24 protein-coding genes and 1 other RNA gene are annotated in these 21882 nt (G+C 37.5%); 14 read left to right on the top strand and 11 right to left on the bottom strand.

The genetic code is table 11. The features are described from left to right. Nucleotides 1-52 precede the first annotated feature (52 nt). From AAFN64_RS08485 to AAFN64_RS08455, 7 genes are all read left to right on the top strand, one after another. A complete protein-coding gene (locus tag AAFN64_RS08485) occupies nucleotides 53-541 on the top strand; it encodes a histidine phosphatase family protein (protein ID WP_347760114.1) in 489 nt (162 codons plus the stop codon). Further along, nucleotides 538-2652 (top strand): polyphosphate kinase 1, encoded by a 2115-nt coding sequence (ppk1, locus tag AAFN64_RS08480; RefSeq protein WP_347760113.1) that lies wholly within the window; start codon nucleotides 538-540, stop codon nucleotides 2650-2652. Before AAFN64_RS08485 ends, ppk1 begins: the two co-directional genes overlap by 4 nt. 17 nt (nucleotides 2653-2669) lie before the next feature. After that, entirely contained in the window at nucleotides 2670-3560 is an 891-nt protein-coding gene (locus tag AAFN64_RS08475; RefSeq protein WP_300485277.1) for an exopolyphosphatase, read from the top strand. Nucleotides 3561-3563: 3 nt separating this feature from the next. After that, nucleotides 3564-4004, top strand: a complete 441-nt coding sequence (locus AAFN64_RS08470) for a GNAT family N-acetyltransferase (protein ID WP_347760112.1) — start codon at nucleotides 3564-3566, stop codon at nucleotides 4002-4004. A gap of 16 nt (nucleotides 4005-4020) precedes the next feature. Next, on the top strand, nucleotides 4021-4584 hold the full coding sequence (locus tag AAFN64_RS08465; RefSeq protein WP_300485280.1) for a Crp/Fnr family transcriptional regulator: 564 nt from the start codon (nucleotides 4021-4023) through the stop codon (nucleotides 4582-4584). An 83-nt stretch (nucleotides 4585-4667) separates the two neighbouring features. Further along, complete coding sequence (locus tag AAFN64_RS08460; RefSeq protein ID WP_347760111.1) at nucleotides 4668-5687, top strand: NAD-dependent epimerase/dehydratase family protein; 1020 nt, start codon at nucleotides 4668-4670, stop codon at nucleotides 5685-5687. A 16-nt stretch (nucleotides 5688-5703) separates the two neighbouring features. Next, nucleotides 5704-6282, top strand: coding sequence for an NAD(P)H-dependent oxidoreductase (locus AAFN64_RS08455; RefSeq protein WP_347760110.1), 579 nt, complete (start codon nucleotides 5704-5706; stop codon nucleotides 6280-6282). Between the two features lie 3 nt (nucleotides 6283-6285). On the opposite strand, the gene AAFN64_RS08450 is transcribed toward AAFN64_RS08455, so the two are convergent. The 3 genes from AAFN64_RS08450 to AAFN64_RS08440 all read right to left on the bottom strand — a co-directional run bounded on the left by AAFN64_RS08450 (nucleotide 6286) and on the right by AAFN64_RS08440 (nucleotide 8443). After that, nucleotides 6286-6777, bottom strand: coding sequence for a DNA polymerase III subunit gamma/tau (locus tag AAFN64_RS08450; RefSeq protein ID WP_300485288.1), 492 nt, complete (start codon nucleotides 6775-6777; stop codon nucleotides 6286-6288). Between the two features lie 191 nt (nucleotides 6778-6968). Next, the gene (gene dnaX, locus AAFN64_RS08445) at nucleotides 6969-8054 is read right to left on the bottom strand and encodes a DNA polymerase III subunit gamma/tau (protein ID WP_300485290.1); all 1086 of its coding nucleotides are present in this window, start codon (nucleotides 8052-8054) and stop codon (nucleotides 6969-6971) included. Nucleotides 8055-8143: 89 nt separating this feature from the next. After that, nucleotides 8144-8443 carry a hypothetical protein gene (locus AAFN64_RS08440; RefSeq protein ID WP_300485292.1) on the bottom strand — a complete coding sequence of 100 codons (300 nt, stop codon included), beginning with the start codon at nucleotides 8441-8443 and terminating at the stop codon, nucleotides 8144-8146. 120 nt (nucleotides 8444-8563) lie between these two features. On the opposite strand from AAFN64_RS08440, the gene rnpB reads away from it, so the two are divergent. Beyond that, nucleotides 8564-8883, top strand: an RNA gene (gene rnpB / locus AAFN64_RS08435) — RNase P RNA component class A. A 3-nt stretch (nucleotides 8884-8886) separates the two neighbouring features. Here the strand turns inward: rnpB and rsmD are convergent. Both rsmD and AAFN64_RS08425 read right to left on the bottom strand, forming a co-directional pair. After that, nucleotides 8887-9474 (bottom strand): 16S rRNA (guanine(966)-N(2))-methyltransferase RsmD, encoded by a 588-nt coding sequence (gene rsmD / locus AAFN64_RS08430; RefSeq protein WP_300491268.1) that lies wholly within the window; start codon nucleotides 9472-9474, stop codon nucleotides 8887-8889. Then, nucleotides 9471-10280, bottom strand: a complete 810-nt coding sequence (locus AAFN64_RS08425) for a DUF3822 family protein (RefSeq protein ID WP_347760109.1) — start codon at nucleotides 10278-10280, stop codon at nucleotides 9471-9473. Before AAFN64_RS08425 ends, rsmD begins: the two co-directional genes overlap by 4 nt. A gap of 145 nt (nucleotides 10281-10425) precedes the next feature. Here AAFN64_RS08425 and AAFN64_RS08420 point away from each other — a divergent pair, with 145 nt between their 5' ends. Both AAFN64_RS08420 and kdsB read left to right on the top strand, forming a co-directional pair. After that, a complete protein-coding gene (locus tag AAFN64_RS08420) occupies nucleotides 10426-11850 on the top strand; it encodes an AAA family ATPase (protein ID WP_300491273.1) in 1425 nt (474 codons plus the stop codon). A gap of 34 nt (nucleotides 11851-11884) precedes the next feature. Continuing rightward, nucleotides 11885-12616, top strand: coding sequence for a 3-deoxy-manno-octulosonate cytidylyltransferase (gene kdsB / locus AAFN64_RS08415; protein ID WP_300491264.1), 732 nt, complete (start codon nucleotides 11885-11887; stop codon nucleotides 12614-12616). Nucleotides 12617-12666: 50 nt separating this feature from the next. On the opposite strand, the gene AAFN64_RS08410 is transcribed toward kdsB, so the two are convergent. The 4 genes from AAFN64_RS08410 to AAFN64_RS08395 all read right to left on the bottom strand — a co-directional run bounded on the left by AAFN64_RS08410 (nucleotide 12667) and on the right by AAFN64_RS08395 (nucleotide 15763). Then, entirely contained in the window at nucleotides 12667-13437 is a 771-nt protein-coding gene (locus tag AAFN64_RS08410) for a copper resistance protein NlpE (protein ID WP_347760108.1), read from the bottom strand. A 135-nt stretch (nucleotides 13438-13572) separates the two neighbouring features. Next, entirely contained in the window at nucleotides 13573-14139 is a 567-nt protein-coding gene (locus AAFN64_RS08405) for a DUF417 family protein (RefSeq protein WP_347760107.1), read from the bottom strand. A 68-nt stretch (nucleotides 14140-14207) separates the two neighbouring features. Further along, nucleotides 14208-15095 carry an AraC family transcriptional regulator gene (locus AAFN64_RS08400; RefSeq protein WP_347760106.1) on the bottom strand — a complete coding sequence of 296 codons (888 nt, stop codon included), beginning with the start codon at nucleotides 15093-15095 and terminating at the stop codon, nucleotides 14208-14210. A gap of 2 nt (nucleotides 15096-15097) precedes the next feature. Continuing rightward, nucleotides 15098-15763 carry a fused MFS/spermidine synthase gene (locus AAFN64_RS08395; RefSeq protein WP_347760105.1) on the bottom strand — a complete coding sequence of 222 codons (666 nt, stop codon included), beginning with the start codon at nucleotides 15761-15763 and terminating at the stop codon, nucleotides 15098-15100. 56 nt (nucleotides 15764-15819) lie between these two features. Between AAFN64_RS08395 and AAFN64_RS08390 the strand changes: the two genes are divergently transcribed. Beyond that, entirely contained in the window at nucleotides 15820-16383 is a 564-nt protein-coding gene (locus AAFN64_RS08390) for a 1-acyl-sn-glycerol-3-phosphate acyltransferase (RefSeq protein ID WP_347760104.1), read from the top strand. Nucleotides 16384-16685: 302 nt separating this feature from the next. On the opposite strand, the gene AAFN64_RS08385 is transcribed toward AAFN64_RS08390, so the two are convergent. Next, complete coding sequence (locus AAFN64_RS08385) at nucleotides 16686-17093, bottom strand: helix-turn-helix transcriptional regulator (RefSeq protein ID WP_347760103.1); 408 nt, start codon at nucleotides 17091-17093, stop codon at nucleotides 16686-16688. A 291-nt stretch (nucleotides 17094-17384) separates the two neighbouring features. On the opposite strand from AAFN64_RS08385, the gene AAFN64_RS08380 reads away from it, so the two are divergent. The 3 genes from AAFN64_RS08380 to AAFN64_RS08370 all read left to right on the top strand — a co-directional run bounded on the left by AAFN64_RS08380 (nucleotide 17385) and on the right by AAFN64_RS08370 (nucleotide 19710). Then, on the top strand, nucleotides 17385-18539 hold the full coding sequence (locus tag AAFN64_RS08380; protein ID WP_347760102.1) for a M14 metallopeptidase family protein: 1155 nt from the start codon (nucleotides 17385-17387) through the stop codon (nucleotides 18537-18539). Nucleotides 18540-18620: 81 nt separating this feature from the next. Then, entirely contained in the window at nucleotides 18621-19100 is a 480-nt protein-coding gene (locus AAFN64_RS08375) for a winged helix-turn-helix transcriptional regulator (RefSeq protein ID WP_136401578.1), read from the top strand. Between the two features lie 82 nt (nucleotides 19101-19182). Next, the gene (locus AAFN64_RS08370; protein WP_300491249.1) at nucleotides 19183-19710 is read left to right on the top strand and encodes a DinB family protein; all 528 of its coding nucleotides are present in this window, start codon (nucleotides 19183-19185) and stop codon (nucleotides 19708-19710) included. A gap of 36 nt (nucleotides 19711-19746) precedes the next feature. On the opposite strand, the gene AAFN64_RS08365 is transcribed toward AAFN64_RS08370, so the two are convergent. Next, on the bottom strand, nucleotides 19747-21846 hold the full coding sequence (locus AAFN64_RS08365; protein ID WP_347760101.1) for an LTA synthase family protein: 2100 nt from the start codon (nucleotides 21844-21846) through the stop codon (nucleotides 19747-19749). Between the last annotated feature and the right edge of the window lie 36 nt (nucleotides 21847-21882).

The raw sequence follows: 21882 nt of genomic DNA, 5'->3' as shown, positions 1-21882 counted from the left end.
CTGGCATTTTTCTTTTTTTTTGTCGTACTTTATAGAATAAATCTTTTTCATCATGAAAAATTTAATTCTAATCCGTCACGCTAAATCAAGTTGGGAAACTCCAAGTAAAGATATAGACAGACCCATTTCCCAAAGAGGTATTAATGATGCCAATACCATTTTTAGTCAGGTAAATGGTTATTTGCCTAAAACTTTTTTAGTTTGGAGTAGTACCGCTAAGCGCGCCAGGGAAACGGCCATGATATTTTCGCAAAATCTGTCGATTCCATACGAAAGCGTTATTATAAAAGAGGACTTATATACTTTTGATAGCAAAAATCTGGAAGCCGCCATAAAGAAATGCGAAAACAGGTTCGATAGCCTAATTCTTTTTGGACATAACGAGGCTATCACAGATTTTGTTAATAAATTTGGTGACCTTTATATCGATAATGTCCCTACGGCCGGCTTTGTTTCGATTAGCTTCGAACAAGACGATTGGAACGACATCCATAAAGGGAAAACAATAAAAACCTTATTTCCAAGGCAATTAAAAGTATGACATCTCACGAAAACAGATATATCGACAGAGAAAAAAGTTGGTTGGCATTTAATGCAAGAGTTTTACAGGAAGCAGCAGACGAAAGCGTTCCACTATTAGACAGACTTCGGTTTTTAGGTATATTTTCCAATAATTTAGACGAGTTTTTCCGCGTACGTTACGCAGCTGTGCGTAGGTTGAGTATGGAAGGAATTTCCGGCGAAAAAATTTTAGGTGGTATTTCCGCCCAGCAATTACTCAAAGATATTACCGAAATTGTAATCGAACAACAGTCCGAAAGTTTGCGTATTCTGAGTGTCATTGAAAAAATGCTCGAAAAAGAGAACATTTTTATCATTAATGAAACCGAAACCAATAAAGAACAACAAAATTTCATCAAAGAATTTTTTATCCAGAAAGTAAGTCCCGAATTGGTGACGATTATCCTTAACGATCTGGATGAATTTCCATTGCTAAAAGATACTTCGGGTTATCTGGCGATAAAACTGGTGATGAATCCGAAAACCAAAGTTTTGGAAGAATCCGAAATCGTTCAGAAAAAAGAGGTGCGTTATGCAGTAGTCGAAATACCCAAAACGATCAATCGTTTTGTCGTACTTCCATCCAGTAACGACAAACAATATATCATACTGTTGGATGATGTAATCCGCTATAACCTACACAGTATCTTTAATATATTCGACTACGAAAGTATCTCGGCACACATGATCAAAATTACCCGTGATGCCGAACTGGATATTGATTCCGATCTGAATAAAAGTTTGATCGAAAAAATTTCAACCAGTGTAAAAGACCGTAGAATAGGGGAACCGGTACGTTTTGTTTATGATCAATCGATCGATAAAGATACGCTGGCTTTTTTCCTTACCCGAATGAAAATCGATGCTACCGATAGTCTTATTCCCGGCGGACGTTACCACAACCGTCGTGATTATATGGATTTCCCTAATTTAGGACGCTACGATTTGCTTTTTAGACAAAATCCGCCATTACCGGTCGTTGGTTTGAGTCTGGAAGGAAGTATTCTGGAGCGAATCAAACAACAGGATTTTCTGGTCAATGCGCCTTATCAGTCGTTTTCCTATTTGATCAAGTTTCTAAGAGAAGCCGCTTTGGATCCGAAAGTGACGTCTATCAAAATCACATTATACCGTCTGGCTAAAAATTCGCAGATTATCAGTTCGTTAATCAATGCCGCTAAAAATGGTAAAAGGGTTATTGTTCAGATCGAATTACAGGCACGTTTCGACGAAGCCAGTAATATTTCATATGCCGAACAAATGCAAACGGAAGGTATTGAACTAATTTTTGGTGTTAAAGGACTAAAAGTACACAGTAAAATTTGTGTGGTGGAACGCGTGGAAGAAGGGAAGATCTTTAGATATGGCTTTATTTCTACTGGAAATTTTAATGAATCTACAGCAAAAATCTATACCGATGTGACGCTACTTACAAGTCACCAGCAGATTTTACGGGATATTAACCGTATCTTCGATTTCTTTGATGTGAATTATCGCGTGCATCGTTACAAGCACCTGATCGTTTCGCCGCATTATACCCGTTCGAAGTTTATAAAACTGATCGAAAGGGAAATGCACAATGCCAAAGAAGGAAAAGAAGCTTATATCAAATTGAAAATGAATAGTTTGTCTGATTTTAAAATGATCGACAAATTATACGAAGCCAGTCGTGCGGGTGTAAAAATTCAACTGATTGTTCGCGGTATTTGTTCCTTAATACCGGGTGTATTAGGAATGAGCGAGAATATTGAAGCCATTAGCATTGTCGACAATTACCTGGAACATGCGCGGATTTATATCTTTGGTAACGAAGGCGATCCGGAAGTCTATATTTCGTCGGCCGATTTTATGACTCGAAATCTCGATGCCCGGGTGGAAGTAACCTGTCCGATTTACGATCCGAATATTAAAAACGAACTAATCGAAACCTTTAATATCGGCTGGAAAGGAAACGTAAAAGCCCGATTGCATTCGGAAAACTTGGAAAATAAATACCGGAAACGTCCCAAAGAAAAAATGTTCCGGGCACAATTGGAAACCTATAATTACTATCGCAACCAAATGGAAGTGATTGTAGAAAAAAAACTATAACCTGATTTTAGAATAGCATGATTTCGATAAAAAAATATGCCGCTATCGATATCGGTTCCAATGCCATGCGATTATTGATCACCAATATCGTGGAGCAGGTCGGTAAAGAGACGCAATTCAACAAAAGTGAACTGGTTCGTGTTCCCATCCGTTTGGGACAGGATGCTTTTACCGTTGGTGAAATTACCGATGACAATATCGAACGAATGGTCGACGCAATGAAAGCGTTTAAACTGTTAATGAAAGTATATAAAGTAGAACGTTATATGGCGTGTGCTACTTCCGCTATGCGTGAGGCATATAACGGACAGGAAGTGGCTGATATCATCAAGAAAAAAGCCGATATAAAAATCAATATTATCGACGGAAAAAAAGAAGCTAAAATTATTGCTTCTTCCGATTTACGTCATTTTATTAAAACGGATCAGACCTATCTTTATGTAGATGTTGGTGGTGGAAGTACCGAATTTTCGTTATTCTCCGAAGGACAAATGGTCGCGTCCAAATCGTTTAAAAATGGTACCGTTCGTTTGCTTAATAATATGGTAAATGACGTTGTTTGGCAGGAAATTGAAAAATGGATTAAAGTACAAACCGAACCGTATGATCATATTACATTGATCGGTTCCGGTGGAAATATTAATAAACTGTTTAAACTTTCCGGAAAATTACAGGAAAAACCATTGTCGTATGCCTATGTAAATGCGCAATACCAATACCTGAATTCCCTGTCGTATGAACAACGCATCTCGGAAATCGGTTTAAATCCGGATCGTGCCGACGTCATTATCCCGGCAACGCGGATATATCTGAACGCCATGAAATGGAGCGGCGCCAAAAATATTTACGTACCTAAAATCGGATTATCCGACGGTATCGTAAAAGCAATGTATTACGACAAGATTTAAAAAATGAAGATGACAATTGAGACACCTTCGGTTAAGGATTATGTAGAAATTACCGAAGTTTGGGAAGCGTCCGTTCGTGCGACACATACTTTTTTGACAGAAGAGGATATTCAATACTACAAACCGCTGATTTTAAAGGAATACTTGAAAGCGGTAACTCTTTTTTGTACTCGTGATCAAAACGAGATTACCGGTTTTTTAGGTTTAGACGACGACAAAATTGAAATGCTTTTTATCCGTCCCGATTATCGTGGAAAAGGAGTAGGAAAGGCATTGCTGGATTTTGCAGTAACAGAAAAAAAGGCCCGAAAAGTAGATGTAAATGAACAAAATGAACAGGCAGTCGGATTTTACGAATACCTGGGTTTTAAAACGGTAAAAAGAGAACCTTTGGATTCGAATGGAAAACCGTTTCCGATTTTGTCAATGGAACTCCAAAAATAATTAAGTGTTATTGCGTATGAAAGCCTTATTTAAAGCACTCGGAATCCTAACATCCAATGAGTTGGATATGTTGGACGATATCCTAACCGAACGAAGTTTAAAAAAAGGGGAATACCTGATCGAAGAAAACACCGTTTGTGATGAAATTGTTTTTATTAAATCGGGCGCGTTGCGTTCTTTTTATATCAATGGTGAAGGGGATGAAATTACCAATTGCATCACGTTTGAAAACGAATTAATGTCGGCTTTTTCCAGTTTTGTGACTAAAAAATCGACGGATGAAAATATTCAGGCGCTTTTTGATACCGAATTGGAAGTTTTACATCAGGACGACCTCGAACGTTTGTATTTTCAGAATAGTAACTGGCAAAAAGTAGGGCGTATTCTGGCCGAAACCCAATACGTACAATTGGAAAAAAGAATCGCTTCTTTTCAGAAGTTTTCGGGTAAGGAGCGTTACGAAGAATTGTTTCGCCTGCAGCCCTTATATATCAAACTCATCCCATTACAATACCTGGCTTCGTTTTTAGGAATAACACCACGGCATTTGAGCCGTATCCGAAAAGCGGTATTAATTTAAATTCCGATACGATCGACTATTGGACATATGTCTGGTGACCGATCCCTAATCCTCCGATATTTTTGCAGAAAACAATTTGAGTTATGCAAAAAAACATCCTTATCATTGGAGGAACGGGTCTGATTGGCGCGACCATTTCCCAAATTTTAAAATCCAGAAATCCCGATTGTAACGTATTTATTGGCAGTCGTAAAAAAAGCAATTCCGCGAATTGGTTAACTATCGATGTGATGGATTATACTACATTGTCTGAAATTTCCAAACAGACGATCGACCTGATTGTATTATGCGTAAATGACAAGCTGAATAATGTATTGTATTATGCGATCGACAACCAGATCGATTATATCGACATTACCAAACCCACTCCCGATTTGACCGAGGCATTTTCGATTGCCGGTAACGAAAAGAAATTATCGAGCAAAATTGTATTTAGCTCCGGTTGGATGGCAGGTATTGTTCCCGGTTTGATCCAGGATTTAGAAAACAGTACGAAGGTTGAATTATTCGTGTATTATTCGGTAAAGGATAAAGCGGGTGAAAGTTCGGCGCATTTTATGGCTGAAAATGTAAGCAAACCGTTTTTGCGATATCAGGAAAATCAACCGGTAACAATCCGACATTTTTTAGATTCCGAAAAATACGACTTTGCCTTTGAAATCGGAAAACGACAGGTTTACAATTTTGATGTTCCGGATTTATTTATTCTGAATACCATTGAGAAAATCCCGACGGTTTCGGTTAAAATGACCTATAGTTCGAAATTGGTAACCCGTTTGTTGGGTATTTTTCAATCCGTTCGGTTGTTTGATCGTTTGTCGTTAAAAAATAGAAGGTTGCTTTTTAGTGCCAACGGAAAAGGGGATAAGACCACGTTCGAAGTCTTGGCGTCTACTACAAAAGGGATGACAAAAACCGTTTTACTCAGCGATAATGGACAATCGGAATTAACCGCATTTGCTACGGTTTTACATATTGAAAAATTAGGAAGTACTTCTTTTTCCGACGGAATCTATTTTAGTCATCAATTATATAAATCCAATGAAATGATAACAGCATTAGCGACTAATAAAACGATTAAAATCAATACATTTAAACTGTAAAACAACGATAGTAGCTATGAAAAACATACTGATCATTAATGGCCATCCGAATAAAGACAGTTTTAATTTCGCGTTAGCGGATGCCTATTTAAAAGGAGCGCAAACAACCGATGCAAAAGTATCGGTGGTTACCATAGCCGATCTGGAGTTTGATCCGAATTTACGATTTGGATATCAAAAACGGATGGAATTGGAACCGGATTTACAAAAAGCGTGGGAATTGATCAAAGAAGCCGATCATTTGGTTTGGGTACATCCGGTTTGGTGGGGTGGACTTCCGGCGATTACCAAAGGTTTTTTAGATCGTCTTTTTTTACCGGGAATGGCATTTCGCTACCGTAAAGATTCCGTTTGGTGGGATAAATTGCTAACCGGAAAAACGGCCCGAATTATTACAACACTGGATCAGCCGGGTTTTTATTATTGGCTGGTTTACGGTAAACCAAGTGTGAATCAGTTAAAAAAAGCTGTTTTGGAGTTTTGTGGCGTAAAACCGGTAAAAGTGTCTTATTTTGGAATTATAAAAACGTCGAATGCAGAACAACGCAAAAAATGGTTGGAAAAAGCCTATAACTTAGGACAAAAACAGGCCTAAAGATTATAAATCCAGGTCAAATGTTTTGCGTAATAATTCCAACGCCGGATTGATGGCCTTTAGTTTGTCGAATTTCTCCTGAGTGGTAAAAGCATATTTGGTTTCGACAACTTCATTAACGTGGACATTGATAACAATATCGTGGTTGTGTAATTTCCCGCGTAAATAACCCAAAAGTTCAATTTTACTACTGTCAAAATCGACTTTGGAACCTTCGTTCGGCAACTCGAGTTTTATAGTCGTACCATCGGCATCCAAAACCGGATCGTTGATTTGCATATAAGTAGCCATAATTTTTTGCCCCTTATCACTCAACCGTTGTGCAAATTTATTCCACTGTAACAACATATCCGTTTCGGAAAAGGCTTCCCTCGGAAGTTCGTCATGTTGTAACACATTAGCTTTTTGCTGCGCTTCCAGTTCTTTTTTGGCCCGAATACTGGCCAATGAAAAAGCAGAAACTTTCTTTTCAGCATTCAGATCAGGTGCAATCATAGGTTTAATCTCCGGCGTAACCATTTTTACCGCTACAGGTTCCGGATTAACGGGAACAACTGTAGCTGCAACTTCCTGTGACGGAATATGTACCGGCTCCGGATTGGGTTGCGCCTGAGTTTGTGGAATAGCAGTTCCTTCCGGACTTGGTGCGACCGGTTTCGGATTATTCCTAAAAAAATCGGGGGGGATTATGTATGACTTAGCTTTTTTTTTTCTCCATCAAAAGTAATGGAGGCCAGTTGCATCAGGCATAATTCAACTAAAAGACGTTGGTTCTGACTGCTTTTGTATTTTAAATCACAATCGTTTGCTATATCTATTCCTTGTAATAGGAATTCCTGAGCTGTTTTTTGTGCCTGTTCTTTGTATAAATTCTGAGCTACTTCGCCAGCTTCCAACAATACTAAAGTCGCCGGGTTTTTACAAACCAGCAAATCTCTGAAATGGGAAGCCAGTCCGGCAATAAAATGATGACCATCAAATCCTTTTGCCAAAATATCGTTATACGCCAGTAATAACTCCGGAATTCTGTTTTCAAGAATTAAATCGGTTACTTTAATATAGTATTCGTAGTCTAATACGTTAAGGTTTTCGGTAACCGCCTGACGTGTCAGATTGGTTCCGCAATAGGAGACAACCCGGTCAAAAATAGACAAAGCATCACGCATCGCACCATCTGCTTTTTGAGCAATGATATGAAGCGCATCGTCTTCAAAAACAATGTTCTGACTTTTGGCTACTTCGGCAAGATGTTCTTTGGCATCCTTAACGGTAATACGTTTAAAATCAAATATTTGACAACGCGACAAAATAGTCGGAATGATCTTGTGTTTTTCGGTAGTTGCCAGGATAAAGATAGCGTGCCTTGGCGGTTCTTCCAGTGTTTTAAGGAAGGCGTTAAAAGCCGCTTGCGATAACATATGCACCTCGTCGATGATATACACTTTGTATTTCCCGGTTTGGGGTGGGATACGTACCTGATCAATCAGATTACGGATATCGTCAACGGAGTTATTCGAAGCCGCATCCAGCTCAAATACATTGAAGGCAAAATCTTCATACGGATCATCGTAACCTTCCTGATTGATTTTACGAGCCAGAATACGCGCGCAAGTGGTTTTTCCAACGCCACGCGGCCCTGTAAACAGTAAAGCCTGCGCCAGGTGATTGTTGTCAATCGCGTTTAATAAAGTATTGGTAATAGCCTGTTGACCCACTACGTCTTTAAACGTTTGCGGTCGGTATTTACGGGCTGATACGATGAATTGTTCCATAACTTTATATTACGGCAAATATAGCGGTAAAAATAGCAAATTACAAAACCGCCTGCAGATAGTTTTTAACAATATAAAGGGATAACAAGCTATTCGGTTCTTCCTTTTATACTTAGGTCAATTAATACTTTTTCGATGTCATTTTCGGAAGATGCCAATTGCCCGGCTACAAATACGCCTTTTTCTCCGGTAATGGATTTAATACCATATACGGTAGCTTCGTCGTCGGGATTGGTTTGGCCTTCGTAACGGTAAATATGAACGATCTCGTAATTGGAAGGATTTTGAATAATATCCTGTTCGTGAATATTAAAATCGACTGAAAAACCTTTTTCAGTCAGTTCTTCCAAAGCTTTGGTAACGGTAGCATAGTGATACATACGGATCATAATTTAAGTTTTGAGGGTTACACTTTAAAGATAAGCATTTTATTCTCAACAGACTATAAAGCAATGTTAAAGTACTGTTGTTTAAAATGCCCGAAACACGAATATTCTGCTATCTTTGCAGCCGCAGACCGCCTTATCGTCGTCCGCCTTGGCGGAGGGAGGAAAGTCCGGACACCACAGAGTAGCATAGCGGGTAACACCCGTCAGTTCCGATTTATCGGGATTAGGACAAGTGCAACAGAAAGTATGTACAGGTAATGCTGTAGTGAAACCAGGTAAACTCTATGCGGTGAAATGCCATGTATATCAACATTTAAGGGCTGCTCGTCCGTTGTTGAGGGGTAGGCAGATGGATCCCGACAGTAATGTCGGGGCTAGATAAATGATAAGGGTTCCGATTTATCGGAATACAGAATCCGGCTTACAGGTCTGCTTTTTTTATTTTAACTGTCAAATTCGTCTTCCTCGTCGGTTACATCTTCTTCCGCATTGTTTTCCAATTCAAAAAAGGAAAACACCGAACCACCATAATTTTTCAAAAAAGAAAAGTTAGCCATATGACTAATAGGAGTATGCTTAGAATGCTCAATGATCATCATACCATCTTCTTCCAGTAATTCGTTTTCAAATACCAGGCTAACAATACGTTCAAAGTCCTTTTGCTCCATTCCGTATGGCGGATCGGCAAAAATAATATCAAAAGTTGCTTTGCTTTTTTCCAGGAATTTAAATACGTCGCTTTTGATCGCTGTAATATCAAAATCAAATTCCTTGGCCGTTTTTTTGATAAACGTAACACAGCCGTAATCACCATCAACACTGGTTATCGGTCCGGAACCGCGGGACGCAAATTCATAACTGATGTTTCCGGTACCGGCAAACAAATCCAGAACCCGTAATTCTGAAAAATTAAAATAATTGTTCAATATATTAAACAGGGATTCTTTCGACATATCGGTTGTCGGTCGGACAGGTAAATTTTTCGGAGGATTGATACGTCTTCCTTTATATTTTCCGGAAATTATTCTCATGAATGAAGGAGGATAAAATTTTCTAAAATACTATTTTCTTCGAGGGAATAGCGTTCTTGTAAGGCTTGTGTATTTAACAACGCTATGTTGCGCACATAGCGATAGGCAATTTCATAGCAGGGATGATCCGTAGTTATTTTACCCAAGAGATTTACGGCTACCGTTTCCGGATTGAGCTGTAATTGTTCGAGGGTAAACAACAGATAATATACAAAATCTTCGGGTGTTTTATACTCAAAAGAATTAAATAACAATAACTTTAAATTATGCGTTATAATTATTTCAAAATGAGTATTTTCAATATGAACGAAAATCTGCTTTTCTTCTTTGTTCCGCGATAAATCCAGCAAAGCCGAAACCAAAGGAGTATTACTGTTTTTATACTCAAAACTTCCAAACTGATCAATCAGGAAATTGTTCGCATTTACAAACGGAACATACACATTATTCATTTCGTGAACCTCGATTTCATCAAAAGCAAAAAAATCGGATTCAAATACTTTGGTGTTGTATTGCAGATAGCTTCCCAGGAAATTTTCGTCGAAAAGCGCCTTGGGTACGAAAGTGCTAAAATTATTGTCGTGCAAAACCACGATGTCGTCATAATGCCGCGTTAACGCAGGATAGTCTACAAATGTCCTCCATAATTGATCTTCCAGCGATTGGGTATAATTAAACGAAACGGACTGTAATTCCAGAATACGGTCATTCAGTGTGTCGGTAACACAAAATGAAAACCCGTTTGGAGCGACCTGAAGGGACAATTTTTTATAGTTTTTCAAAGCTATCGTGGCTGTTGATGACATTATATGGAATCGTAATTGATAGCAAATTTACATTTTTTTTGCAACGGAAACCGATTTGGGATAAAAAAGGTATGTATCTTTGGACTTCTTTTCCGTTGTAGTAGCCACGCGGGTTTCACAACTTCAATATGTTATTTTGGTTTTCATGAATTCCGGTAAATTTTATAATGCTTTAAAACAAAACTTTCCCTATTTGCCAACGCAAAAACAGGATATCTTTTTTCAGAAAATAGCCGATTTTATTACAAACGAAAATGAAGATGAAATTTTTCTACTTAAAGGTTATGCCGGAACAGGAAAAACAACGGTGATTTCTACTATTGTCAACCAACTGAAAGACGTTAGTAAAAAATATGTATTGTTGGCGCCTACGGGACGAGCAGCAAAAGTGATTTCTAATTATTCTCAAAAACCGGCGTTTACCATTCATAAACGTATTTATTTCCCGAAAAAAGGAAGTGGTGGAGGCGTCCATTTTACGATGCAACCGAATAAGTTTAAAAATACGGTGTTTATCGTCGACGAGGCTTCGATGATTTCCGACGCGAATAGCGATTCGGGTATGTATGAAAATGGTTCATTATTGGATGATTTGATTCTTTATATTTATTCGGGTTATAAATGCAAAATGATCCTGGTAGGGGATACGGCGCAGTTGCCACCGGTGAATATGGACGTTAGTCCGGCTTTAAATATCGACGGACTGGCAATGAATTACAGCATGGAAATACAGCATATCGAGCTGGATGAAGTAATGCGACAGGAGGAAAAATCGGGAATTTTATTTAATGCCACCGAATTACGGGAAATTCTAAAATCGCAGTTTATCGATTCGTTTCAATTCCGATTACGCGGTTTTAAAGATATTATCCGATTAACAGATGGCTATGACATACAAGATGCGATTCATCAGGCCTATAGTAATTATAGCATCGAAGATACCGCATTTATCGTACGCTCCAATAAAAGAGCCAATCAGTACAACCAGCAGATTCGTTCGCGTATTTTGGACAAAGAAAGCGAATTGTCGGCGGGCGATTTTATGATGGTGGTGAAAAACAATTATTTCTGGCTTAAGGATTCCGATGAAGCCGGTTTTATCGCAAATGGCGATATTATTGAGATTCTCGAAATTTTTAAAATTCAGGAACTATACGGATTCAAATTTGCCAAAGTAAAAATCCGAATGGTCGATTATCCAAATCAGATTCCGTTCGAAACCGTATTAATTCTGGATACAATCACAAGCGAATCACCATCGCTAACATACGAACAGTCCAATTTATTATATCAGGAAGTCTTACTGGATTATGAAGACGAGCGCACACAGTATCGCAAATTGCAGAAAGTAAAGGCCAATCCGTATTTTAATGCACTTCAGGTCAAGTTTTCCTATGCCATTACCTGTCATAAATCGCAAGGTGGTCAATGGAATACGGTTTTTATCGAACAACCCTATTTACCCGAAGGTATAAATAGAGATTATATTCGCTGGTTGTATACGGCCATGACACGAGCCAAAGACAAATTATACCTTATTGGCTTTAAGGACGAGTATTTTGAAGATTGATTTGTATTTTTAGATTTTAAACAGAAAACATACTATGAAAATAATAGCTGTAATTCCGGCGCGATATGCTTCAACGCGTTTTCCTGCTAAATTAATGCAGGATTTAGGCGGTAAAACGGTGATTTTAAGAACCTACGAAAGTGCGCTGCAAACAAATTTATTTGATGACGTTTTTGTGGTTACCGATTCCGATCTGATTTTTCAGGAAATTGTTTCAAATGGAGGTAAGGCGATTATGAGCATCAAAGAACACGAAAGTGGTAGCGACCGGATTGCCGAAGCTGTTGAAAACATGGACGTTGACATTGTAGTCAATGTACAGGGTGACGAACCGTTTATCAACAAAGAACCGCTGGAAAAAGTTTTGGATGTTTTTAGAAACGATACTGAAAAAGCGGTTGATCTGGCTTCAGTGATGCGGGAAATTACCGATATTAAAGAAATTGAAAATCCGAATAATGTAAAAGTCATCGTCGATCAAAAAGGTTTTGCCTTGTATTTTTCCCGTTCCGTAATACCATATCCGCGCGAAACAAATGTGGGCGTACGATACAGGCAACATATCGGGATTTATGCATTCCGCAAGGAAGCCTTACTGGATTTCTACCGTTTGCCGATGCTTTCATTAGAGGCCTCTGAAAAACTGGAACAATTGCGCTATCTTGAATATGGAAAACGCATCCGGATGGTCGAAACGTCCCATGTTGGAATTGGAATTGATACTCCGGAAGATTTGGAAAAAGCACGTAAAATGATCATAAAATAAAAAAAGGAGAATTAATTCTCCTTTTTTGTTATCGTATTGTTCTTTTTTCTTTATTCCCGGTTGTAATCACCACCTAAAGTACCACCGCCACCGCAGAAATACATCAGGTCGTAACGTTCGTTAAATTTAGAAGTAGACACTGTTGCTGTTTTACCGTCAAACGAAATGGTCATAATCGCTTTTAAATCGGGATTGTTATCTTTTAAATTAACCTCAATACGGTTGTTAACCAAAACACCTTTTCCTTTAAATTCACAGCCTTTTTTGGTTGCTGCTTTAAAAGTTACCGCCACATCAAATTCGTTATCGGCTGTATTCGTTAAGGATAATGTCTGATAATAACCTTTTCCAACTTCACCCTGAATATAGTTTCCGTTAAGCGTTTTCGGTTCCAACGGTTTTTCTTTCGACAAAATATAATGCGATGCCAGATCTGTTTGTACTTCTTTTTTGCCCTGATCGAGTACTGCAATGGTACTATCGGTTTTAATCAGGTAAAATTCTTTTTGATTGTCCGCGAAAGTAACTTCCACATAAGGTCCGTTTAATTTCCAGTTTCCCTTTTCGGTTTCGCTGGTTTTATCCCGATCCTGATACAGAATGGTTTTCGAAACGGTGGCATCGTCATTAAAGGCCACTGTTGTTTCAATTCCGGGACAATCAGCGCATGGTAAAACACCTTCATACATACCCGAAACTGTTCTGGTTACTTGTGTACTGTCGGCAGCAGACGTTTCTTTTGCCGTATTTGCTGTTTTTTTACAAGCGGTGAGCGACAATAGAGCGACGAATACCAACGATGTTAAAGGTTTTTTCATCATAATTTTTTGTTTTTATTGTTATTTAAAACAAATCCTATCAAAAAGCTTACCAAAGTGTACTTTATTTTATGATTTTTTGTAGTCTTTTACAGCGCGTCTCAATTGACTCCGGAAATTGAATAGGAATTAACCGACTTACTTCTTTTTTAATTCCAGATAGCGATGAGCCGCCTGACTCATGGTTACCAATGCCGCACCCATCATAATCGCATCTTTGATTACCAATCGTCCGGCACCGCTCAGATACGGAAATCCGTGCTCTGCATCTCCCAAATCAGGAACCCAGGCTTCCGGTGTGGTAATCAGAAAGGATAAAGTTACAAATGACATTCCAAAAGCCAGAAAACTTCCTACAGCCGATACGCCGGGTGCTACAGGGTACAATGCGATCAATATTCCAATTCCAACAATCAAAGCGCCTAAACCATACGAAAAGGTATAGGTGTTATTTTCCTTATGCCAGGCTATATTGTCCGGTTTGTATTCGCCCTCCTTATTCATATGGGTTTTATAATCCGGAGTATCATAATGATAGAAGAAATTCATAAACGGGCTATTCGCAACAAACGGAACGATTCCATTGGCTTCATAACGAAAGGCTTTTAATCCGCCAATCCAGATTAAAACCACAATTAAGCCAATTCGCGTTAACTGGATTCCGGTTTGCTGCAAACGGGCCGCATATTCAAATAATTTGTCCATAATGATGATTTTTAGATTATAAGACAAAGATCCGGCTTATTGTTTAAACAGAAAATGAACAAAAAGGGCTAAGGAATGGACAAAAATCCTTTTCGGATTTTCCATTCTTCTTCCCGGTAGTGTTTGGGCGAAAGTCCGATATGTTTTTTAAAAAACCGACTAAAATAGTATTCGTCTTTAAATCCCAGATCGGAAGCGATGGTTTTAATTTGCGTATTGGTGTGCAATAATTCCCATTTGGCTTTTAGGATCAGTTTTTCTATGATCAGTGCCGAAACGGTTTTTTGATAATATTGTTTGGTTGCCGTGCTAAGGGTTTTAACCGTAGTATTTAATTTTTCGGCATAAAAAGCCGGTTGGTGTTGCGACTGAAAATGTTCGTTAATCAGATCAGTCAATTGCAGCAGATAATCCGGGAGTGTTGGAATATCGGGAGAAATAAGCGTTTCCGTTTCACTTTTTAAACGTGTCAATTTGATCAGGAATATCTTAAGGTAGGAAAAAACAAGTTCATTTGAAGCCAGTTCCGCTTCTTTGATTTCACTTTTGATGTTTTGGAATAACGTTAGCAACTCATTACGATCTTTGGCGGGAATAGCAATTTTAGATGTTGCATAACTATTGTTAAACAATACGCCATTACAGCCTACCTGATGATGGTAGGTTTCAATACAAAAGAAATTGGCATGAAATAATAGGAGCGTCGCATTGGTTGTTCCTTTTGAATGTAGTGCAAATGCCTGATAGGTATTAAAACAATAGATTTCATTTTCGGCATAAGGAACTTTCATCAGGTCGGTTTCTACCATTCCTTTTCCACTGTGAATCCATAGAATCGCAAAATAATTGGTATGCAGTGGCCAACTTTGATCAGCAATTGAAATTTCCGTAGTTAGTATGGGTGTACTTTCTTTTGAGGCTTTTTTAATTTCAAGTGTGATGGTATTTGTTAGCATAATCAGGCCAGTTTTTTAATGGTAAACAGCTCGTTGTGATCTTCTACTTTTGGATACATACGTACCGAATAATTCGGATCAAATCGCGAACGATAATCACTGTTTCGTTGTTTATGATCACCATTTAAAACCATGGTATTAAATAAGATAAAACCATTTATAGTAAGCAAAAAGTTAACCCTGTTTATAAAAAATTCTTCAAATAAAAAATTAGGCATCACGGTATCCTGAAACACATCGATAATAATAAGATCGTATTTTTCACGGGTTTTTAAAACAAACTCAAAAGCATCATCCTGTACGATCGTAAAGTTCGGAATACTGTCGATTTGAAAATATTGTTTCGCCAGTGCTATCGCTTCCGGATCGAGTTCCACACCGGTAATTTTACCTTTAAAACCAATTTCATCCGTTAGTGTTTTAACCACACTACCGCCAGCCACACCTAAAACAAGGATGCTTTTAAAATTACGTATTCTTTCGAAACCGATATAATGCAGTCCTTTTCGGAGGATTCGCTGTAAGCTACCGTAGGAGTAATTGGTATTTTTAGAATCCATTACCAGCTGACCATTGGTCCAGGTAACTTCCAGGTTTTTATTGATTGCTGATTTTTTTTGGTGAATTTTAATAGGTATAAAGTAACTCAGCAGTTTCTTCGATATCATTTGGCAACATTTTCTATTCGTAAATATAATGCTATTTTTACAGCAAACTTTCTAAAATGAAACAAAATCTTTATCGTTTTATCTTCTTTAAGTGTATGGGCTGGTCGATTAACGGAACCATTGCTCCTGAAATCAAAAAATGTGTGATGATAGTAGTGCCACACACGAGTTGGCACGACTTTTACCTCGGTGTTTTTACACGTGGAATTATGAATCAGGAAATGAATTTTGTCGCCAAAAAAGAATTATTCGCGTTTCCATTTGGATTCTATTTCCGATGGATGGGCGGCGCGCCATTAAACCGTCAGAAAAACGAAAATAAAGTCGATGCAATAGCAAAAGTTTTTGAAAACAAATCCGTTTTCCGACTTGCTATAGCGCCGGAAGGAACCCGAAAAAGAGTAACCGAATGGAAAACAGGCTTTTATTATATCGCTATAAAAGCAGGTGTACCTATAATTCCGGTGGCTTTTGATTATGGAAAAAAAGAAGTAAAAATCGGAGCTCCTTTTTACCCGACAGGAAATCGGGACAGTGATTTTGAAATACTAGAACAAAATTATGTTGGCGTAACCGGGAAAATTCCGGAGTATAGCTTTGTGCCGAAAAAAAAATCGTAAAAAAATCAACTTTATTAAAACCATAAATACAACCTCTTCGTATATACCCTGAAATTAGGGTTTGTTTCGGTATTAATTCAGGCTTTTACCAGGCAAAAACTAATTTACATCTTTTCTGCCCGGAGTACGAAAACTGCAGTGGATAAACTGTATTTCCGGTTTTTGGGAGGAAACGTCAGGGAAAAATTGCTATGAATATAATGTTTAGGTACAATACAGTTTAGGGCAGGAAAGTTTGTTTTTATTTTAAAGTTTGTGGTTGGTTATATATCTCCGTTGTCTATTTATAGATAGCGGAGATTTTATTTTTGTATATATTCCTTAAAAGTCCCGTTTTTAAAAAAAATTACAATACGCTCTATTTCGTCGGTATCTTTTAGAGGTATATAAGGCTTTGGTTCCGAAATAGGTTTAACAGGCTCTTCAATTTTAGTAAATAAATCGGATGGAGCAGTAGCAGGCACAGCTATATTGTCTGACTCTTGTTTTGGGAATTCACCTTTACCGTTTAAAATCCAGTACAAATCCACTTCAGGATAATACGCTATTATTTTAAGTATAAAATCCAAACTTGGTTTGTTTCTACCGGAGAGCAGGTGAGACAAACTGGAGCGTTGTACGCCAATTGAATCAGCAAAAGCCGAAGCCGAAAGACCATAATACTCGAGTAGTATTTCCAGTCGTTTAATAAAGTCATCCGTGTTTACCATTGTAAAACAATTTTAAAATAGGTTGATTACAAATGTAACAATTATTCATAAAGAATGTACTTTTACAATTGTAAACAACGCTTATTACATTATAAAAACACTTTAAATAATACGGAATAAATGATTGATATTTAAACACTAAACCATATTATTTAACAACACTAAATATTAGATACTATTGTAAACTGTTGTTGTAAATGACGTGTTTACAGAGTTAAATTATAAACTTTATTCCCTTGTTTACAGTTGTAATTTGATAGATGTTTACTTTTGTAAATAAAATAAATCACCGTGGAATTTAAAACCGTATTTCAACAGTTTAAAGAAAAGACACTTTCAGGACGCTACATTACTAATAGTAGTATAGAGCCACTTTTAAAACAACTCGGATCTGATTTTAAAATCAGTACTCCGGCTGTATCGGTTAAACAACAACCTATATATACTATTGAAGTAGGTCGTGGGGCTCATAAAATTTATATGTGGTCGCAAATGCATGGTAACGAATCGACCACAACAAAAGCTTTATTTGATTTTTTAAATCTTTTAAACAGTACACATCCTTTAGCTACTCAATTAAAAGAGAATTTTAGCTTTATGATTGTTCCTATTGCGAATCCGGATGGCGCTACAGCCTATACCAGAGTTAACGCAAATGAAGTCGATCTAAACCGCGATGCTTTCCATTTAAGTCAGCCGGAAAGTCAATTACTACGAGCTTTATATGACGGCTTTAAACCTGACTTTTGCTTTAATTTACACGATCAGCGTACCATTTTCGGAGCCGGAAATACCGGAAAACCAGCTACGGTTTCTTTTTTGGCACCTGCCTATAATGAAGAAAGAGAGATCAATTCGGTACGGGAGCAAGCCATTGGCATTATTGTTGCTATGAATGCCGCGTTACAAGAGTATATTCCGGAACAAATAGGGCGGTTTGACGATTCGTTTAATATAAATTGTATTGGTGATCGTTTTCAGTCATTAGGAACACCAACTATTCTTTTTGAGGCGGGGCATTTTCCTGACGATTACGAAAGAGAGGTAACGCGGGAATATATTTTTATAGCTTATTTAGTTGCAATGACAACTATTTCAAAAAGCGAACATGTTAACAATAAAACGGCTGAATATTTCGATATTCCTCAAAATATGATTGTCTTTTTTGATTTTATTTATAAAAATATCAAAATTGATGCTGCCGATAACCAAAAAATTACTAATTTCGCAGCCCAATATAAAGAAATCCTCGAAAATGATAAAATTGTGTTCGAGGCGTATATTGCAGAAACAGGGACATTATCGGATTATTATGGTCACACCGAATACGATTTCAAAAATGAAAGCATTCGGAATTCAAATGGAGCCATACCGATGATTAATGACAAAGCTGATTTTTTAGTAGCAAATGAACAGAAAATTGTTAATGGTTTGCTAAAAAAATGATAATTCAGTAATTATACTGAAGAATTAGTGTTAATTTGTCGTAGATTTGCATTTTGAATATAAATTGATAAATATAACTTTATGAGTAAGTTTCGTTTGGATGAAGTAGATCATCAAATTTTAGACATGTTGATTGATAATACGCGAGTACCTTTTACCGATATTGCTAAAAAATTGCTGATCTCTGCTGGTACCGTTCACGTACGAGTAAAAAAAATGGAAGATGCAGGAATTATTCAAGGGTCTTCGTTAACACTGGATTACGAGAAATTAGGATATTCTTTTATCGCTTACGTTGGGGTTTTCCTTCACAATACTTCTCAAACCAAATTTGTATTAGAACGTATTAATGAAATTCCTTTTGTTACCGTAGCACACGTTACTACTGGTAAATTCAATATTTTCTGTAAAATCAGAGCTAAAGATACCAAACATGCTAAAGAAGTTATCTTTATGATTGATGATATCGATGGTGTTTACAGAACCGAAACAATGATTTCATTGGAAGAAAGCATTAACGACAAAAAACGTCTGATGCACACTATCTTTAAAGATATGTAATATTTGACTATATTTTAAGAAACCCTCAGCTAATCCTGAGGGTTTTTCTTTTTACATTTACACCAACCATAAAACAGAACCAATGAAACCTACCGAATTAGATCCGTCTGAGTACGCACCCTATTACCAAACCTATATAAATGCACTGGATCCGGCGATCGATCTTATAGATGAACTGGAAATTAGTCTTTACAGTACCATTCGGTTTATTCAGGATATTCCAATGGATAAATTCGATTATCGCTATGCAGAAGGAAAGTGGACCATTAAGGAAATTATCCAGCATATTATCGATACGGAACGAATATTTGCCTACCGTGCTTTGCGTTTCTCCCGTAATGACGCTACAGAATTACCGGGATTTGACGAAAATAGTTTCGCCGATGTGGTAAATCCGGTGGCCAATAAACGTCATTTAAAAGATTTATTAACGGAATTGACAATTGTACGTCAGGGAACGATTACGTTATTTAAAAGTTATACACCAGAAGATTTATTAAAATCGGGGATTGCCTCTAATAACCGAATGTCGGTTCGTGCCTTAGGGTTTATGATCATCGGACACCAAAATCATCATGTCCGCGTATACCAGGAACGTTATTTGTCATAATAAAAAGAGCCACGCTTAGCGTGGCTCTTTTAGTATTTAGTTGTTGTTATACAATTGCTGCTGGAGATAGTAGGAGGCTACCTGGTAATAGGCGATACTTTCCTGTGTTAATTCCTTGCGTTCCGTACTAAGCGGTTGTTGCTCGAAAAATAAAGGCATGGCCTTACTTCCTTGGGCTACCGGCTGTAATTGAAGGGAAAACTGTTTTACTTTTCGCACCGGTGACAATATGGTTAACGTATTGTCTTTTATAAAGCCAAGATCCTGATAGGTAGCAATCAAAGCACGTGGATGGTAGCCGCTTTGAAGCACATCCTGTCCGAAGAATTTACTTTTGTAATTAAAGTTAAGAATTCCCATTAAGGTTGGCATCAAGTCAATTTGAGACATTAATATGTTATTCTGACCCGGTGTAATAAAACCAGGCGCATAAATCATCGCCGGGATATGGTATTTATCAAGCGGAAGTTCTGTTTTTCCGGCACTCGAAGCGCAATGATCGGCTACAATCACAAAAACAGTATTGTTAAACCACGGTTGTTTTTGTGCTGCTTCAAAAAACTTCCGAAGGGAATAATCAGTATATTTTACACCACCTTCACGTTGTTTGGAATCCGATGGGATATCGATTTTATTATCCGGATACGTAAAAGGTCGGTGGTTACTCACCGTCATAATATGATTGAAAAACGGTTTGCCTTCTTTGGCTTCGTCATTCATAACCTTGATGGCTTTGGTATACATATCTTCATCACAAACACCCCAAATATTTTGGAAAGTAATTTCCTGAGGCGTAAAAGTGGTTTTATCGACGATATCATAATTATTACCTCCAAAAAAGTCCCTCATATTATCAAAATAGGCGTCACCTCCATACATATATTTTACATTATATCCTTTTTGCTGGAATATATGACCTGTAGAGAATTTATTTTTGTTGTCTTTTCGCTTTACAACACTTTCACCGGCTGTAGGAGGTAAGGATAGCGTTACGGCTTCCAATCCGCGAACGGTACGGTTTCCGGTAGCATATAAATTAGTAAAGAAAAGACTTTGTTCGGCCAATGAATCCAGGAAAGGTGTAATGTTTTGTTCGTTGCCATAAGCTTTCATAAATTCGGCACTAAGGCTTTCTACAGTGATAAGAACTACATTTTTATGTGTCTCTGGTCCTTTACCGGTTATTTGTCGTTCCATCGTATTTCCGGTTAATTCCGGAATTTGTTTGCGCAATAAGGCAAAAGCTTCCTCTTTTGGGACATTATTATAGAATTTGAAATAATCCAGTTCGCTGTTTTTAAACGCCAGAAAGAAACGATAGCTACCATTGGCTTCCAGTTCGTTGGCAAAAACATTCTGAGAATCTTCCAGTCGGGCCAATGCCGGTATTGCGGTTATTGAAAGGCCGAATAATACGACATAGCCAATCGTTATAACAATTTTTTCTTTAAAGGTTGGTAGGTTGTCCAGATAATTTCGGGATCTTTTTACCACAAACCAGGTAACCAGTACGGCAACAATTCCAATTCCCGTAAAAAGCGGAACTACCGGATAGGATTCCATAATGTTTCCGATTACAGTGTTGGTATAAACCAGATAATCAACCGCTATAAAATTATAACGGACACCAAATTCGTTCCAAAAGAAGAATTCGCTGATCGTATTTTGTAGTATACATAAAACAAAAATGAATATCGTAATGGAGTATAAGGCCAATCGGATTTTAGAACGGTATTTTGGTAAAAATAACAACGCTCCAAACAGCACCGTTTTTAGCGCCACAAAACTGATTCCGATTTCAGGAAGTACGCCACCGTATTCGTTTAAAATAGTATTCCCAAAACTAACATAAGCCAGTAATGCGACTAAACATCCAAAAATAATATATCCCCAGGGTTTGTAAAACTTTGAATCTGAAAGGAAAACGAGATAAAGCCATAATAAAGCCCCAATGATTACAAAAACAAAGAAATCTGAGATTAATCCGATTCCAAATATTTTTACGATCTCAAAAAAGCTAAAACTGGCTTGTGTTATCGGGTGAAAAATCAAGACTATTCTTAAAATAATACTTGCTATAATGTAAAATAACAATAAATTGTAAAAAGGAGTTAGCTTTTTAAGATAGGAAATCATAATATAGTTTTTAGCAAAAATATAAAAAAAGCCGTA

It is taken from the genome of Flavobacterium sp. CAU 1735, from assembly GCF_039888695.1.
GTDB lineage: Bacteria > Bacteroidota > Bacteroidia > Flavobacteriales > Flavobacteriaceae > Flavobacterium.
This window is presented reverse-complemented; position numbering and strand designations above follow the sequence as displayed.

Bases quoted from the DNA above. Each gene is read 5' to 3' on its own strand.
- AAFN64_RS08485 (WP_347760114.1), top strand. From the start codon at position 53: ATGAAAAATTTAATTCTAATCCGTCACGCTAAATCAAGTTGGGAAACT.
- ppk1 (WP_347760113.1), top strand. From the start codon at position 538: ATGACATCTCACGAAAACAGATATATCGACAGAGAAAAAAGTTGGTTG.
- AAFN64_RS08475 (WP_300485277.1), top strand. From the start codon at position 2,670: ATGATTTCGATAAAAAAATATGCCGCTATCGATATCGGTTCCAATGCC.
- AAFN64_RS08470 (WP_347760112.1), top strand. From the start codon at position 3,564: ATGAAGATGACAATTGAGACACCTTCGGTTAAGGATTATGTAGAAATT.
- AAFN64_RS08465 (WP_300485280.1), top strand. From the start codon at position 4,021: ATGAAAGCCTTATTTAAAGCACTCGGAATCCTAACATCCAATGAGTTG.
- AAFN64_RS08460 (WP_347760111.1), top strand. From the start codon at position 4,668: ATGCAAAAAAACATCCTTATCATTGGAGGAACGGGTCTGATTGGCGCG.
- AAFN64_RS08455 (WP_347760110.1), top strand. From the start codon at position 5,704: ATGAAAAACATACTGATCATTAATGGCCATCCGAATAAAGACAGTTTT.
- AAFN64_RS08450 (WP_300485288.1), bottom strand. From the start codon at position 6,777: ATGATTGCACCTGATCTGAATGCTGAAAAGAAAGTTTCTGCTTTTTCA.
- dnaX (WP_300485290.1), bottom strand. From the start codon at position 8,054: ATGGAACAATTCATCGTATCAGCCCGTAAATACCGACCGCAAACGTTT.
- AAFN64_RS08440 (WP_300485292.1), bottom strand. From the start codon at position 8,443: ATGATCCGTATGTATCACTATGCTACCGTTACCAAAGCTTTGGAAGAA.
- rsmD (WP_300491268.1), bottom strand. From the start codon at position 9,474: ATGAGAATAATTTCCGGAAAATATAAAGGAAGACGTATCAATCCTCCG.
- AAFN64_RS08425 (WP_347760109.1), bottom strand. From the start codon at position 10,280: ATGTCATCAACAGCCACGATAGCTTTGAAAAACTATAAAAAATTGTCC.
- AAFN64_RS08420 (WP_300491273.1), top strand. From the start codon at position 10,426: ATGAATTCCGGTAAATTTTATAATGCTTTAAAACAAAACTTTCCCTAT.
- kdsB (WP_300491264.1), top strand. From the start codon at position 11,885: ATGAAAATAATAGCTGTAATTCCGGCGCGATATGCTTCAACGCGTTTT.
- AAFN64_RS08410 (WP_347760108.1), bottom strand. From the start codon at position 13,437: ATGATGAAAAAACCTTTAACATCGTTGGTATTCGTCGCTCTATTGTCG.
- AAFN64_RS08405 (WP_347760107.1), bottom strand. From the start codon at position 14,139: ATGGACAAATTATTTGAATATGCGGCCCGTTTGCAGCAAACCGGAATC.
- AAFN64_RS08400 (WP_347760106.1), bottom strand. From the start codon at position 15,095: ATGCTAACAAATACCATCACACTTGAAATTAAAAAAGCCTCAAAAGAA.
- AAFN64_RS08395 (WP_347760105.1), bottom strand. From the start codon at position 15,763: ATGATATCGAAGAAACTGCTGAGTTACTTTATACCTATTAAAATTCAC.
- AAFN64_RS08390 (WP_347760104.1), top strand. From the start codon at position 15,820: ATGAAACAAAATCTTTATCGTTTTATCTTCTTTAAGTGTATGGGCTGG.
- AAFN64_RS08385 (WP_347760103.1), bottom strand. From the start codon at position 17,093: ATGGTAAACACGGATGACTTTATTAAACGACTGGAAATACTACTCGAG.
- AAFN64_RS08375 (WP_136401578.1), top strand. From the start codon at position 18,621: ATGAGTAAGTTTCGTTTGGATGAAGTAGATCATCAAATTTTAGACATG.
- AAFN64_RS08370 (WP_300491249.1), top strand. From the start codon at position 19,183: ATGAAACCTACCGAATTAGATCCGTCTGAGTACGCACCCTATTACCAA.
- AAFN64_RS08365 (WP_347760101.1), bottom strand. From the start codon at position 21,846: ATGATTTCCTATCTTAAAAAGCTAACTCCTTTTTACAATTTATTGTTA.